General features: G+C 69.8%; 13 protein-coding genes. 4 read left to right on the top strand and 9 right to left on the bottom strand.

The genetic code is table 11. The features are described 5' to 3' along the window. The first annotated feature begins 3 nt into the window (after window positions 1-3). The 3 genes from Aut01nite_RS24025 to Aut01nite_RS24015 are packed head-to-tail and all read left to right on the top strand — an operon-like array spanning window position 4 to window position 5,212. Window positions 4-3,930 carry a type VII secretion protein EccC gene (locus Aut01nite_RS24025; RefSeq protein ID WP_043522697.1) on the top strand — a complete coding sequence of 1,309 codons (3,927 nt, stop codon included), beginning with the start codon at window positions 4-6 and terminating at the stop codon, window positions 3,928-3,930. Then, complete coding sequence (locus Aut01nite_RS24020) at window positions 3,927-4,274, top strand: hypothetical protein (protein WP_043522699.1); 348 nt, start codon at window positions 3,927-3,929, stop codon at window positions 4,272-4,274. Before Aut01nite_RS24025 ends, Aut01nite_RS24020 begins: the two co-directional genes overlap by 4 nt. Continuing rightward, the gene (locus Aut01nite_RS24015; protein ID WP_043522701.1) at window positions 4,259-5,212 is read left to right on the top strand and encodes a DUF6177 family protein; all 954 of its coding nucleotides are present in this window, start codon (window positions 4,259-4,261) and stop codon (window positions 5,210-5,212) included. Before Aut01nite_RS24020 ends, Aut01nite_RS24015 begins: the two co-directional genes overlap by 16 nt. 133 nt (window positions 5,213-5,345) lie before the next feature. Here the strand turns inward: Aut01nite_RS24015 and Aut01nite_RS24010 are convergent, their stop codons facing one another. From Aut01nite_RS24010 to Aut01nite_RS23975, 8 genes are all read right to left on the bottom strand, one after another. Then, window positions 5,346-5,654, bottom strand: coding sequence for a hypothetical protein (locus tag Aut01nite_RS24010; RefSeq protein WP_043522702.1), 309 nt, complete (start codon window positions 5,652-5,654; stop codon window positions 5,346-5,348). Between the two features lie 30 nt (window positions 5,655-5,684). Next, the gene (locus Aut01nite_RS24005; protein WP_083998499.1) at window positions 5,685-6,425 is read right to left on the bottom strand and encodes a pentapeptide repeat-containing protein; all 741 of its coding nucleotides are present in this window, start codon (window positions 6,423-6,425) and stop codon (window positions 5,685-5,687) included. Window positions 6,426-6,803: 378 nt separating this feature from the next. Further along, on the bottom strand, window positions 6,804-7,160 hold the full coding sequence (locus Aut01nite_RS24000) for a DUF6086 family protein (RefSeq protein ID WP_152628490.1): 357 nt from the start codon (window positions 7,158-7,160) through the stop codon (window positions 6,804-6,806). 1 nt (window position 7,161) lies between these two features. Beyond that, window positions 7,162-9,090 carry a hypothetical protein gene (locus tag Aut01nite_RS23995; protein ID WP_052163228.1) on the bottom strand — a complete coding sequence of 643 codons (1,929 nt, stop codon included), beginning with the start codon at window positions 9,088-9,090 and terminating at the stop codon, window positions 7,162-7,164. Further along, entirely contained in the window at window positions 9,087-9,446 is a 360-nt protein-coding gene (locus tag Aut01nite_RS23990) for a DUF6507 family protein (RefSeq protein ID WP_043522706.1), read from the bottom strand. The genes Aut01nite_RS23995 and Aut01nite_RS23990 overlap by 4 nt, the downstream gene beginning before the upstream one ends. Window positions 9,447-9,470: 24 nt before the next feature. Further along, window positions 9,471-9,776 carry a pore-forming ESAT-6 family protein gene (locus tag Aut01nite_RS23985; protein ID WP_043522708.1) on the bottom strand — a complete coding sequence of 102 codons (306 nt, stop codon included), beginning with the start codon at window positions 9,774-9,776 and terminating at the stop codon, window positions 9,471-9,473. Between the two features lie 144 nt (window positions 9,777-9,920). Continuing rightward, on the bottom strand, window positions 9,921-10,295 hold the full coding sequence (locus Aut01nite_RS23980; protein WP_236642527.1) for a hypothetical protein: 375 nt from the start codon (window positions 10,293-10,295) through the stop codon (window positions 9,921-9,923). Between the two features lie 211 nt (window positions 10,296-10,506). Next, window positions 10,507-11,361, bottom strand: coding sequence for a PSP1 domain-containing protein (locus Aut01nite_RS23975; protein WP_043522710.1), 855 nt, complete (start codon window positions 11,359-11,361; stop codon window positions 10,507-10,509). A gap of 514 nt (window positions 11,362-11,875) precedes the next feature. On the opposite strand from Aut01nite_RS23975, the gene Aut01nite_RS23970 reads away from it, so the two are divergent. Continuing rightward, entirely contained in the window at window positions 11,876-13,585 is a 1,710-nt protein-coding gene (locus tag Aut01nite_RS23970) for a hypothetical protein (RefSeq protein ID WP_152628491.1), read from the top strand. A 263-nt stretch (window positions 13,586-13,848) separates the two neighbouring features. Here the strand turns inward: Aut01nite_RS23970 and Aut01nite_RS23965 are convergent, their stop codons facing one another. Then, a complete protein-coding gene (locus tag Aut01nite_RS23965; protein ID WP_043522713.1) occupies window positions 13,849-14,454 on the bottom strand; it encodes a hypothetical protein in 606 nt (201 codons plus the stop codon). Between the last annotated feature and the right edge of the window lie 310 nt (window positions 14,455-14,764).

Raw genomic sequence — 14,764 nt, 5'->3', positions numbered from 1 at the left:
GACATGTCGACACGTGTGGTGCACCGGCCGACCCGGGTGGTCCGCCCGCTGTCCGAGGCGGAGCCGCTGATCCTCGACCCGCCGCCGGCCCTGCCCGACGGACGGGCCGGCACGGTCGGGATCCAGGCGCTGATCCCGATGGCCGGGGCCGGTGTGGCGATGAGCATGATGATGTTCCTGCGCGGCTCGGGCTTCGCCGCTCTCGGCGCGGTGGTCATGCTGGTCTCGCTCGGCGCCGCCGCGGTCCTGTACGTGACCCAGCAGGGCCGGGCGGCGCGCAAACGGCGGGCGCAGCGCGAGCAGTACCAGGACTACCTGGAGGAGCTCCGGGAGGATCTACGGGGCCGGGAGCACGCGTTCCGACAGGAGGCGAGCCGGCTCGACCCGCCGGTGGCCCGGCTGCTCGACGTGGTCCGTGATCCGGCCCGGCGGTGGGAACGCCGCCGGGCGGACCCCGACTTCCTGCGGGTACGCGTCGGCCTCGGCGCGCTGCCGGCCCAGCGAATCCGGCTGCCCGACCAGGGTTCGCAGAGCAACCCCACCGACCCGTTCATGCGCCGGGAAGCGCAGTCGCTGATCCAGCGGTTCGCGCTGACACCGGGGCTGCCGCTACGGATCGACCTGGACTGCACCGGCGACGTCAGCGTGATCGCCGGGCGCCGCGAGGACGCCCTCGCCTTCGCCCGGGCGGTGCTCGTGCAGGTCGCCGCGTTCCACGCCCCCGACGACGTGGCGCTCGCCGTCATCACCACGCCGCAACGGCAAGCGGACTGGGCGTGGGCGCGCTGGCTGCCGCACCTGCTCGACCGGCACGGGATCGGACCGGCCGGACCCACGCCACTGCTGGTCACCGACGGCGGCACGCTCGCCGCCCTGCTCGCCGCCGACCTGGAGGAACGGGCCACCAGCGCGATGAAGTCGTTCCGGCACGGTGCGGGACGGGCCGAGGCGCGGACCCGGCCACGGCTGCTGGTCATCGACGACTCGTACGGATCGGTGGCCGGCCGGCTGCCCAGCCCGGACCGGGCGGTGGGCCTGTCCGGCCTCGGTGTCACCGTCGTGCACCTGCTCGCCGACCGGCTCCACGAACCGAGCGAGGTCACCCGGCGGGTCACCGTCGACGGCGAGACGACGGTGCTGGAGGAACTGACCACGACACCGCCCACCGTGCTCCGCGGCACCCCCGACGAAGCGCCGGCCGCGCTGGCCGAGGGACTGGCCCGGACGATCGCGCCGCTGCGGCTCTCCGCGGACTCCTACGACGACGGCACCGGCACGCCGCCCGCCGATTTCACCGCCCTGCTCGGCATCGCCGATCCGCGGCGTCTCGACGTGGCGGCGCTGTGGCAGCCGCGCCCCGACCGGGACTTCCTGCGGGTGCCGCTCGGTGTCGACCCGGCCGGGCAGCCGGTGCTGCTCGACCTCAAGGAGCCGGCCCAGCTGGGCATGGGGCCGCACGGGCTGTGCGTGGGAGCCACCGGGTCCGGCAAGAGCGAGCTGCTGCGTACCCTCGTGCTGGCGCTGGCGGCCGGCCACCCGCCGGAACGGCTCGCGATGGTCCTGGTCGACTACAAGGGCGGCGCGACGTTCGCGCCGTTCACCGGGTTGCCGCACGTCGCCGGCCTGATCACCAACCTGGAGGCGGACGCGTCCCTGGTGGACCGGATGTACACCAGCCTCGACGGCGAGGTGCAACGCCGCCAGCAGGTACTCGCCGACGCCGGGAAGATCACCGACATCACCGAGTACCACCTGCGCCGGGCGGAATCCCCGGAACTGCCCGCGCTGCCGTACCTGCTGGTGCTGATCGACGAGTTCGGTGAGCTGCTCGCCGCCAAGCAGGAGTTCATCGACCTGTTCCTGCGGATCGGGCGGATCGGCCGCTCGATCGGCATCCACCTGCTGCTGTCCAGTCAGCGCATCGAACAGGGCAAGATGCGCGGCCTGGAGAACTACCTGTCGTACCGGATCGGCCTGCGCACGCTGACCGACATGGAATCCCGGACGGTGCTGGACACCCCCGACGCGTTCCACCTGCCGCCACTGCCCGGCAACGGCTACCTCAAAGTCGACGTGTCGATCTACCAGCGGTTCAAGGCGGCGTACGTGTCCGGCCCGCTCACCGACCCGGCAGCAGCGGAGCTGGCGCCCATCGTCGGGCCGATGGTGAAGGCCATGCCGGTGTTCGGCGCGCTGCCCGAAGCCGGCGACACCGAGCCGGTACGGGCGACCCGCCGTACCACCGGTCCCACGCTCCTCTCGGTCACCGTCGACCAGCTCGCCCGCTCCGGCGAACGGGTCGACGCGATCTGGCTGCCGCCGCTGCCGCCGGCGATCACCCTGGACCACGCCGGTGGCGGTTTCGACATCACCACCGCAGGGGTACGGCTACGCGCCACCCCCGCCACCGGCGACGGACTGCCGGCGCCGCTCGGCCTCGTCGACGACCCGGCCCGGCAGTGGCAGGGCGTCTGGTGGCTGGACCTCGCCGCGGGCGGCGGCCACCTGCTCGTACTGGGCGCGCCCGGCACCGGCAAGACCACCGCGCTGCGGACCCTCGCACTCGGCCTGGCCACCACCCACACCCCGCGCCGGGTCGGCGTGTACGGCATCGACCTGCTCGGCAGTGGCATGCAGGCGCTGTCCGGCCTGCCGCACACCGGCGGGGTGGCCGGCCGGGACGACCGGGAACGGGTCCGGCGGACCGTGGACGAGGTGCACCGGATGATGGACGTACGGGAACGCGTCTTCACCCGGCACCGGTTCGACACCGCCGACGACCTGCGTGCCGCACCGCCCGACGACCTCGCCTGCGTCGACGTGGTGCTGCTCATCGACGGGTACGGGCAGCTCGGCACCGACGAATTCGCCGCCCTCGAACCCAAGGTGCACGACCTGCTCGCCCGGGGCGGCCGGTACGGCATCCACGTGGTGGCCACCGCCCGGCGGTGGAACGAGATACGCGCCGCCCAGCAGGTCGCCTTCGGCAATCGGGTGGAGCTGCGCCTGACCGAACCCGGCGAGTCCAGCGTGGACGGCAGACTGGCCCGCGCGGTGCCGGTCGACCTGCCGGGCCGGGCGCTCACCACCGGCAAGCTGTACGCCCAGGTGGCGCTGCCCCGCCTGGACGCGCTGCCGGACCCGGCCGGATCCGGGCTCGCCGAGGCGGCGACGCTGATCCGCGGCGCCTGGACCGGCCCGCTACCGCCGCCGGTACGCGTGCTGCCCGCCGTGCTGCCGGCCGCCGACCTCGCTCGCGAACGAATCGAGAACGCGGTGCCGCTCGGCCGGTTCGAGAACGACTTCACCCCCGCCGTGCTCGACCTGTTCGGCCGCGACCAGCATCTTCTGGCGCTGGGCGACCCCGGCACCGGCAAGACCAACCTGCTGCGGCTGATCGCCGGCGAACTGACCAGCCGGTACAGCCCGGACGAGCTGGTGTTCGCGGTGTTCGACCCGCGCCGGGGCCTCGCCGACGTGGTGCCCGACGAATATCAGGGCGGCTATGCGACGAACGCGACCCTCGCCGCCCAGCTCACCGCGGCGGTCTGCAAGGAACTCGCCGGACGGCAGGGCACGTCGCCGCGGATCGTGCTGCTCATCGACGACCACGACATCCTGTCCGCGTCGTCGATGCAGCCGCTCGGCGGATTCCTGCCGTACCTCGCGACCGCCCGGGACATCGGGTTGCACGTGGTCATGACGAGACGGGTCGCCGGCGCGTCCCGCGGCTTGTACGAGCCTTTCACCCTGGGGGTACGGGAGGCGGGATGCCTGGGTCTGCTGCTGTCCGGCGACCGGACCGAAGGGCAACTCTTCGCCGGGGTACGGCCACAGATCCTGCCGGTCGGCCGGGCCCAGTTCGTCCGGGCCGGTGAGCCGGCCCGCACCGTCCAGACCGCTCACGTCTCTCAGGAAGAGGACCGGTGACCTTCGACGCCGTAGCGCTGTGCCGGGACCAGCCCGTACCCGCGGTGATGTTGTCCGCGATGCTGGCCGCCGGCGAACAGTTGAAAGTGGACACGGTCGACGTGACACAGCTGATCCAGCTCCGCCACCCCGATGACGGCCGGCTGATGCTGACCACCGAAGGCCCCCGGCTGGTGCAGGTACCCGGCGAGGCGCGACGGTTGCTCGGCGTCGACGTACCCTCCCCGGTCTGGTGGGTGGAGACCCGCACCCCGGACGGCGATCCGGAAGCCGAGGCAGCAGCCCGCCGATTCACCCATGCCCTGGTCGCGGCGCTGGGAGGAGCGGCATGGTCCAGCCGTTGACCGGACATCCCGCAGCCGACCGGATCACCCCGGCCGCTGTGATCACCGAGCAGACCCGGCAGGTCGTGCCCCGTTCCGCCTGGCTCGCCGACGCCGCCGTCACCGCCGCCCGCAGCGGCCGGACGTTCCAGCTCGTCACCCCGGCGGCAAGCCGGATCACGTACCCGCTGGAACTGATGCTCACCGAAACCGGCGGACGCTGGGTGATCCGGGCCGGCGACACCGCCCGGGACGGGCTCACCAGTCAGCCGCTGCACTGGGACGACGACCGGTACACCGAGCTGTCCGGGGTCGTGCCGGCGGCGCCGCTCGCCCCCGACTCGGTGTGGGGCGGCAGCGCCGACATCCAGATCACCACCCTGCACCCCGCCGACGCCGCCCTCGAACTGGGCGCCACCACCGAAGCGGCGGTACGCGCCCTGACCGGCCGGGAACCGGCCGGTTGGGGAGTCGCCGAGCCGGTCACCCAGCCATGGTCCCGCCGCGAGCTCACCAACCACTGCCGCCACCGCGCGCCCGCCCCCAGCAGCCTGGTCGTGATCGGGGACGACGTGCTCGGCGTGGTGAACGTCAAACGGGTCCGCACCGGGGTTCTCGAGGAGGTCCGCCTCTCCGGCCCGCCGTTCCTCTCCGCCGGCGAGTCCGCCTACGAATCGCTTGCCGACGAGGTGGCCGGGACCGCCCGCAGCATGATCGTAGCGATCCACCATGGACGCATCGGCGGCCTACGCACCGGTGCGCCGACATTGCCGCCACTGCCGTACGCCGTTCTCATCGGCCATCAGGCCCCTCCCGGCACCGGCATCACACCGCCGATCACCGGGCGTGGGCTGCGGGGCGGCACCCTCTGGTACCGACTCGACGACGGACCGGGCCAGCCCTACGAGGCCCTGACAGCGGTCCTGCAGGCTTACGGACTCCCCGTCCCCACCCGCTGATCCCACGTGCGGCCCGGAGTCCGAAGGCTGTCCTCACTGCCTCGCTAGAGGCTTCAACACCTCGACGTCGGCACCATGCGCCGCGAACCATCGCTCGAGTTCAACACCTTGCAACTCGACCAGCGCCTCGACATTACGGCTGTGCTCCATCGCGGAGGTAGTCCGCTATCGAGACGTCTCTGTCCTCGTCAGCCCACAGACTGATCTCGCGGTGACTCGCGATCTCCTCGTAATCGGCCGCATCGCTGAACTTGACGACCAACTCTTCACCGGCGGTGTCGACCAAGAATTTCCACAGAGCCTGAGTCATATCCACATCGTCCGAGGTCAACCGGTCGTTGAGAGCAAATCCGGTAAGGTCGCCATCGCTGTTCCTGAGCCGCTTACCCAAACCCAGGGCCAGCTGGCGCGACGGGCAGACCAGATAACTTGTCACACTCATCAGGCGACTCCCATCAGGTCGAGACGGAGTTCACAATCGTGCGCGCGGCGTCAGCACCTCTACACGAGCGCCGCGTGCGGCAAACCATTGCTCAAGCTCGACGCCACGCAACTCACGTTGCATTTCACCATCTTCGCCGACCAACGACACCGACCCGGACATGGCTCCCTGGAGACCATCGACCACAGTCTGCGCATCGAACCGGACAACGAATGCGGTCGTTTGCAGGACGGCGTCCGACAGGTCGGCGCCACAGAAATCCGTTCTCTCAACCGAGGCTGCCACGAATCTTGCACCTCGGAAGCTGCTCAGCCTGGCATCCACGTCGTACACGGAGGAACTGGACAGGTCGGCCCCGTCAAGCCGAGTCCGGCACAGTCGAGCGTCATCCAAGGTCGTCCTTGTCAGACTTGCTCCGGTGAGGTCGGCGTCGGATAGATCCGCCGCCTCAAGATGCGCGCGGTGCAGTTCCACACCACGCAGCGACACTGAGCTCAGCACGGCATACGTCAACCATGCTTCGCTGAGATCCGCACCCGACAGGTCAGAACCACGCAGATCAACGCCTATCGCGTTGAACGACTCGTCCGGCGACTGCAGCCAGGCTTCGAGTCGCCAAGCAGCCTCGGCATCAAACGGCAGCTGAGCTGGTCTCCACGGATCACGCCTACCAGATGACATGATCACCCCAACCCCCTGCTCTATAGCGTTCCTGTCCTTGCCGACGAGGTGGCCGCAGCCAGCCGCAGCATGATCATCGCTGCGCATCATGGACGGGTCGGCGGTCCGCGCACGGGGTGCCGGCGTTGCCGTCCGCCATCCTGGTCAGCCCGCAGGCCGCGCCGGTCGCCGGGGTGACGCCGCCGGTTGCGGGGCCGGTCTGCGGGGCGGCGCCCGCCGGCATCGTCTGGATGACGGCCCGGGCCAGCCCTACGAGGCTCTGGCTGCGGTGCTGCAGGCTTACGGCTTCCCTATCCCTGCCCGCTGCTCAGGTCGGGTCCGCCATCAAGAGCGCGGTGGAGGCCCCGACCACGCCGACGGCGATCTGTCCGGTACGAGCATCCAGGCGCGGAACGGCATCTCCGAGTGCTGCCAGCACAACCGGGCGTTCCACGGCATCGGAGTGCGCAAGATCGCATCGCACCTTATTCAGGATGGCCGGAACGGCAGCTTTATCGCGCGATCGACCAAATCATCAACCGCAGTGGGAGCATCTATTCGGGAATCCGTTGCAGCGTGATGCACACCAACACAGGTTTCGGCCAATCCCTCCAACAACAGATGCATAACCGGATGGCCAGTGGTCGCCAATGTCTCCAGAAGATGGCGGACGAATGCCTCGAAAACCGGCCAATCGATCTCAATCTCATCGTCGATGGGCTCATCGACTCCACTGGCGACTCCCAGCACTTCTTCTACCGCAGCGAGTTGGGCTTGGAACAGTTGCGCCACCCGCAGCGCCGGATCCCAGACCACTCGCCCGTCAACGCTGATGTTCTTACCCACATCAACTCCACTTCACCCTGATATCGACGCCGGGGTTCGCCAGTCTATGCCCCTCCACAGCACGCTCCACTGCCGCCCGGAAAGCAGGGTCGACGCCCGATTTAGTGAAGGAGAACCCGATGGGCGCGTTGCTGTAATGCGGAATATGCACTCGCGCATCAAGATATTTACTTATTTTGGAGTCGATATTTCGCGAAATCCAAGTTGCGGTTCCATCGGCACCCGTCTTCCTGTCAACCGCGTTTACTGCACTCTTCTCCTCCCATAGGACACCCTCGGCAACCCTATCTACATCAGTTATTCGCCTCGCCTTACTGGAATCGGTATAGACATTCATTTCTTTAGCACCTTCCGCCCAATCAGGCCCGTCTCCAGGGTCCCTACCAAGCGGAACATCCAACAAGGGGTAGCGCTTAACAATTTCTAGCCTCTGCGTGGGCGTTTGCGACTCAATGCCGTCACCATTGGAGCTGTCTCCATCGGTAGGAATCTCGTCCGGCCTCGCATCACCGACGTCACTTGCAGCACCCTCATTACCGATTATCGAATTCTGATTTGATCCAGCGGTATCTGACTTACCATCACCAGGGGTTTGCCCATCGCTGCCATGTCCATTGTTGCCATGTGTTCCTGTATCTACGCTGCCTGGGCTGGAACTGCCGGAGCCGTTGCCGGTGTCCATGTTGACCGTGCCCGGTCCGCGCTGGGGTGGCATCTCCACGTCGAAGCGGTGGCCGCCGCTGCCTGAAACGCCGTCGGCGAAAGCGGGGATCGGGCCGAAGGTGAACTTCGGGATGTGGATGTTGAGTTTGTTGCTGATGTTGGTGGCGATCTGGGCCGCGCTGGGCAGGTTGTCGATCCAGTTGCCGGCGCGGATCAGGCCGCTGCTGATCTTCGCCGCGGCGGCGCTGCCACGGACCGCGGTGGCGGCGGTTCCGGCGCCGCGCAGGCTCGCGCCGGCGCCCTTGGTGCCGACGATGGCGGACACGATGTTGAAGGTGGCCATGCCGGCGGCGCGGGAGTTGTCCTCGCCCCACTCGTCGTACGCGATGATGCTCTTGCCCGCGCCGAGCAGCAGGTTGCCGGCCTCGCGACGGTCCAGGCCGGGCATTCCGACGGTCTGGTCGACCATGATGGTGATCGGATTGCTGTAGGTGACCAGGGAGTACCCGAAGGTGCCGACGCCTTTCCATGCGTTACCGGCGTTGGACCAGCTCCACCCGCCGGTCTCCGGGTCGCGGCCGATCAGGGAGCCGAGGTCGCCGACCATGTTCGTGAAGCTTTCGCCGACGCCGCCGAAGTAGCCGCCTACGTCGCCGAGGAAGCCTCGGTCGTGTTCCTCGGAGTCGCCCCAGGGCAGGACGTCGTCTTCGCCGGCGGCGGCGGCGAGGATCTCGGCGGTGAAACCGTACTCCCCGTCCTGCACCTGGCCGTCGCCGTTCTCGGCCCGGTACTGCCGGCCGCCGTACAGCGCGTTGATCGTGTTGGCGCACCGACGCTGTGCCTCGAAGAACGCGGCGACCTGGGTGTTCACCGCCTGGATGAGCCCGTTGTGCTGGTCGACCTTGCCCTCGTCCTCGCGCCAGTCGTCGTCGCCGGCGACCGAGTTCACGAAACCGCCGGCCTGTGACTGCAGGGTGGCGAGCTGTCGTTTGATCTCGGCGACCTCGGCGGCGTACGCGGTCAGGGCGGCGCCGACCGCCTCGATGTCCTCGCCGACCGACCCGGACACGCTCTGCACCGGGCCGGTGGCGGCGAACAGTTGCGCCGCCTCCGGCGCCCGGTAGAAGGCGGCCAGCCCCTGCCAGGTCGCGTTGACCCGCTGGCCGGTGCCGGCGAAGTCGGCGCCGACCTTCGTGATGGCGCCGGCGTGCCCGGCGAGGGCTTCCATGTCGCCGGGGATCTGCGGGATCTCAGCCGGATTGATCATTCGGCCATCGCCCGGCCCGGTCCGCGCGGCATGACCGCGGCCGGATTCGGCGCGGCCGTGGCCGAGGCCTGAGCATTGCCCGCCATCTCCAGGTCACCGTCGACATAGGCGTTGGTCGCCTGGGCGGCGGCGTTGAGGCAGGCATTGGTACGGGTGAACACGAACTCGATGTTCGATTTCGCCGATTCGAAGAACCCGGCGATCGCCTCCCCCACGATGCCGGAACTGCATTGGGCGCCTGCTCCCTGCACGGCGGCGTTGAGGTTGTTCATGTGGCCGTCGAACTCCATGGCGACCCCCTGGGTCCGGGTCAGCACCCCGCGAACTCCATTGGGGGAGATGTCCCACGCGCTCACGCTCGTGCTCCCTCCCGAGGTCGGTCAGCCGATGCCCTGCACGGCGGCACGGGCCCGTGCGAGCGTCGTCCCGGCGGTCTCGTCGTTGCGCACCATGGTCGTCTTGACCAGGTCGATGATCTGCCGGACCTCGTTGGCGGCCCGGTTCCACCGGTCCTCGACGGTCCGGTACTCCTCGGAGACGCCGTCGGCTTGGAAGTCCGACATGGCCGCGGCGACGTCCGCGCTGCGCTGCGCGATGGTGGCCTCGAGACGGGCGATGATGCCCGCGAGGTCACCCTGCACCTGCTGGGACGTGCCGGTGTCGAAACTGCGACGGTCCAACGTCATGATCGATTCCTCTCGTCCGGCGAGGGCCGGAGAATCGGCTCGTCCGGCGAAGCCGGAGAATCGGCGTAGGCCGGGAATTCAGCGGAGGCCAGAGAAAGCGGAAGTCAGAGAAGGCGGAGGCCAGACAAGGCGGAGGCCGGCGGATCAGCGGAGGCCGGAGAACCGGGCCGAATCGAAATTGGCGGAGCCCTGCGCCGATGACGCGTTGTCGGCCATCTCGGTGTCGCCCTGACCGAAAGCGGTGTCCATGCCGCTCTGCCCGCCGAGAATCGCGTTGAGCGACGAGTTGAGCTCGGCGGTGATCGCGTCGGCGTTGGCCTTGAAACCGTCGAACGCCTGGCGCCCGGCTCCGTTGAAGTTGCCCTGCAGCGGCTCGGCCGCGACGATCAACTGCCGGATCAGCGCACCGAGGTCGTCCGACGCGCCCTGCGTCTGCCGTGCCAGATTGCCCAGCGTGGGTGTTCCCATATCGAACTTCATGCCGCTCCCCTCACTGCCCGAGTCGGATGCGCGGACCATCGTAGCCGCTCGATGCGACACTGCGTGCCCCCTCGGTCACGCAGTTGATCATGCGATGGGAGTCCGGCAGCCGGAACGATGGGAGCGCGACAGACCGGGAACGGTCGGTGCGGCGCGGTTCGGAGGAACGGGCAGGCCCGTGACCCCGGTCAGCGAGCCGGTCGGCGGGGACGGCGTCCGGCGCGACGGGACGGGACGGTCGAATCAACGCCTACGGCGTACCCGAAGAGGGGTTGTAATGGGCGTCGTGAGCCTGGCGCGGCGCGCAGACCGAAGCTCGGGAGCACGAGCAGCGGGAGCCGTCGGCATCCAGGCGCACCACCACCGAGTCCTTCGGCACGCTGTGCGCGACCACACGGCCGTCCCCCTCGGGAGTCGTCACGCGGGTGCCGACGGCCGGGGCGGATGCCTGAAACGCCTGGTAGAGCGGGTGCTCGTATTTGAGGCAGCACATCAGGCGACCGCACGCGCCGGAGATGCGCAGCGGGTTGAGCGGCAGGTCCTGATCTTTCGCCATCCGGATGGTCACCGGTTCAAAATCGGTCAGGAACGTGGCGCAACAAAGATCCCGGCCGCACGAGCCGATACCGCCCTGGACGCGGGCCGAGTCTCGGGCCGAGAGCTGCCGCAGCTCGACCCGGCAGTGCAGGGTGGCGCCCAGGTCGCGGACCAGGGAGCGGAAGTCGACCCGGTGTGGCGCGGTGAAATAGATCGTGGTGCGGGCGCCGCCACTGCCCGGGGAGTCCAGGACGTGGTCCACGGCGACGACCTTCATCGGCAGGTCGTGCGCCTTGATCAGTTTCTTCGCGGCGACCTTGGCCTCGGCCTTGCGTTTGCGCAGAGTCTCGTCGCGGCGCAGGTCCGCGTCGACGGCGAGGCCGACCACTTTCGGAAAGCCCGAGGTGTCCTCGTCGACCCATTGCGGCGCCCAGACGCACTCCGCCACCTCGGGACCGTCGTCGGTGGGCACCAGAACGCGGTCACCGACGGCCGGGGTGAAGCCGGCCGGGTCGAGGTAGTAGAGGCGGCCGTACCGGTTGAAGCTGACCGCGCACAGCATGCCCATGCGACCAACCCTACGACGCTTCGGCAGCCGCACCAAATGCCGGATTTGAACTACCCGCGAGGGTTGTCGCATAGATGCCGCGCAACCGGCCCAATCGACAGTCGTTGGCCAGTCCCGTAGACGCTCCACGGCTCGAAAGGACCCCTCATCCATGACTCCCAGGTCGGTGGCCGCCAGTGTCGTAGCGCTCGGATTCGCGGGCACGCTGACCGCTCCGCAGCCGGCCTTCGCCGCCCCGGCAACGTGCGATCGGCCGGACCACTACGCGGCGCAATCGGGAGCGGAACTGCTCCGGATCGACCGGCTCGACCTCGGCCCCGCCGCCGAACGCCGACCCGAGTCGCCGAAGAACCGTGCCGGCAAAGGCCCGTCGAAATCACCATCCGGTACGGGCGGGGGCAGCGCCGCTTCCGGCGACAGCGGGGGTTCCGGCTCTTCGAAACCGCTTTCCGGTACGGGTGGAAGCGGCGCCGTTTCCCGGGGAGGCGGGCCCGGCGGTTCCGGGGGTGAGCATGTGGCGCGAACCCTGCCCGCCTGGGGAACCTTCGACGACGCCGATCCCAGCGGTGGTTCGGATCGCCGGAGCGACAGTCATCTGAGTAATGGGCCCGGCGGCGAGGACGCCGGCGCACCGGCCAGCGGATCCGGCGGCCCGGACGCCGGTGAGCTGAGCAGCGGATCTGGCGGTCAGGGCGCTGGAGAGGTGCTCGGTGAGCCGGATCGCGCCGGCGGCCGGACAGGCGAGAGCAAGGTGATCGGCCAGCCCACCGGAAGGCGGCAGCGCGGTGTGACCGGTACGCCCAGTGCCCCGGCCACGTCCGAGAGCCCCGCAACCGGAACGCAGGCGCCCGCGACGCGGAAGCAGAACGGTGCGGCCGGGATGCCCGGTGGCGCGGCCCGGATGCATGGCGGGACGGCCGGGGTGCGCGGTGGCGCCGCCGAGGGCAAGGGGAGCGAGGCCGGAAAACAGGCCCGTGAGCCCGGGGATCGGAGGGACGCTGCCGGGAAGCAGGCCGAGGAGCCAGGGGGCGAGGCTGGAAAGCAGGCCGGGAAACCGGGAGGTGGGGCTGAGGGGCGGGTGGTCGGCGATGTCGGGCTCGGGGATGCGCGGAGCGTGCTCCTCTCCGGCGGACCGGTCCAATCGGCGGGCGCCGCACGGATCCTGAACGGGCGGGTCGCCGGGGCGGAGGACGCCGACCTGGTCATTCAACAGGCTCCGCCGGTCAACCCGAAGGCGAACGAGCGGCGAACCGGATCGAAGAAGTTCGGGCCGGTGAAGGTCGGCGCCGGGGCGCTGACGGCCCGGGCGGCATGGACGACCGGCATGGAGTGCGATCCGGCGGCCGCGGACGCCTCGGCGGCGTCGGCCGAGATCAGCCGGGTGACCGTGACCGGGGGCGGAAGTGGGGCGCTGGTACGCGTACCGGAAAGGATCTCCAGCCGTAGCGGCACCGCCCTGCGTCAGCGGGCCGGGATCACACAGACCGTGGCATCGGCGACCATCACCGCCGGGCGGATCAGCCTGGTCGACAACGAGGTACGGATTCGGGTGCTGCGAGCCCCTGAACTGCGGGCCAGCATGACCGCGGACCGGCAAGGCCGGGTCGATTACCAGCCGGCAATCGTGGAGGTGAGCAGCCGCGGCGGCAAACAGGTCCGGTTGACCACCGCTGGTGATCACATTGACATCACTCTGAGTGAGGAGATGCGTCCGCTGGAGTCGCTGCCCGCACCTATCGGGCCGGTCGGAGATCTACCGTTGCCGAAGATTCCCCGACTTCCGGTCATCGGCGAGCCGGAAAACGCGCCCGCACCCACCGCCAAGCCCGGATCGACGTTGCGTGTCTCGTTGGGCGAGGTCCGGCAGGCACGCGAGGGCGACGCGATCGCGGCCCGCGCGACAGCGATCCGCATGACCCTGACGCGTAATGCTGACAAAAACGGCAACAAGGCTGACGCACCGTCCGGTGTGGTCGCCGACCTCGGCATCGGCATGCTGGAAGCCGCCGCGGTCGCGCCGACCGGCGGCGACTCCGCCCCGGGCCGCTCCACCCCGAGCGACTCCGTCCAGGGCGTCTCCCCCGCGGGCACCGGAGCCGGCAGCACCGGCCTCCCGATCACTGGCCCCCGCGTGATCGGCCTGATCATCGCCGGCGCCGGCCTGGTCCTCGGCGGCATCTGCGCCGTGGCCCTCACCTCCCGCCGCCGCCGCAACGAGCCCTGACAACCTGAACCACCACCATCTCCGGCCACATCGGACACTCACGGGTCGTAAACACTGACAAATGCCGCATCCCGGCTGTCAGGCGACCACTCGGCAAGCCGGCGCCCGGCTGTCATGCACGCCCGCCCGGCGCCCGGCTGTCAGGCACGCCCGCACGTAACGCCCGCTGGCGCCTGCAGACCACCACCCGCACACCATCGAGGCGCCTCGTGTCACCGGGGTCCGCAGACACGGGAATCCGGGAATTGAGCCGGGTCCGCATGTCAGGCGGTCAGCGGTGATTGCAGGCCGGCCGAGCTGTTGAGCAGGTCTTCCGCACGGTCGTAGCTGTCGGCGACCGTGCGCAGCAGCACGGCCCCGATCGCTGCCGCCGCGGTGGCGGTGTCACCCGGCGGGTGTGGGCCGCCGGTGAGAATCATGGCTTCGGTGGTACGGGAGACGTCGGCGATCACGTCCGCCAGGTCGTCGCGGGCGCGCAGCATCCAGCCGGCCAGGTCGTCGGCGAGATCGGCCGTCGCCTCCATCCGCTGGCCCAGGCTGCCGGCACCGGCGTTGAGATGTTCGGCGGCTCGGCATCGAGCCTGCTCGTAGGCCTCGGCGGCCGCACCCGACCAGGCGCCCGGCCCCGGCAGCGCGTCGGCCAGGCTCGCATAGACCCGGGTGGCGGCCCGCAACTCGGGAACGGTCTCCAGAATCACTGCCGGGCGCAGCGCCGCCACGGCCCGGGCCGCGTCCCCGGGCAACAGCCGCACCCGGCGCAACTCGGCCCAGACGTCATGCCCGCCCGGGGCGCCGACCGTGGACAGCACCTCGTCGACCCTGCTCAGCAGGGGCCGTGCCGCATCGAGCAGCTGATCCAACTGGTCCATCACAGGCCTCGCGGCGGCACGGCACCGAAGGTCGTTCGGCCCAGGAGTAAAGCGCGCGGACCGGAACGGCTCCCGGCGAAGTCTGCCGAGCGAACATCTCGCGACCGGCCCGAGCCCGAACGGTACGGGCGCTGATCCAGCCGGCACACGCGCGGACGGCGCACGAGCGGACGGCGGCCGTGCGGAGGGCGCACAAGCGGACGGCGCACAAGCGGACGGAAGGGGGCGCGCGGAAGCGGGGCGCGCGGAAGCGGGGCGCGCGGAAGCGGGGCGCGCGGAAGCGGGGCGCGCGGAAGCGGGGCGCGCGGAA

The sequence above is a fragment of the Actinoplanes utahensis genome, assembly GCF_016862455.1.
Taxonomy (GTDB): Bacteria; Actinomycetota; Actinomycetes; order Mycobacteriales; family Micromonosporaceae; genus Actinoplanes; species Actinoplanes utahensis.
Note: the sequence above shows the minus strand (reverse complement) of the source record. Positions and strands in the feature narration are given on the sequence as shown.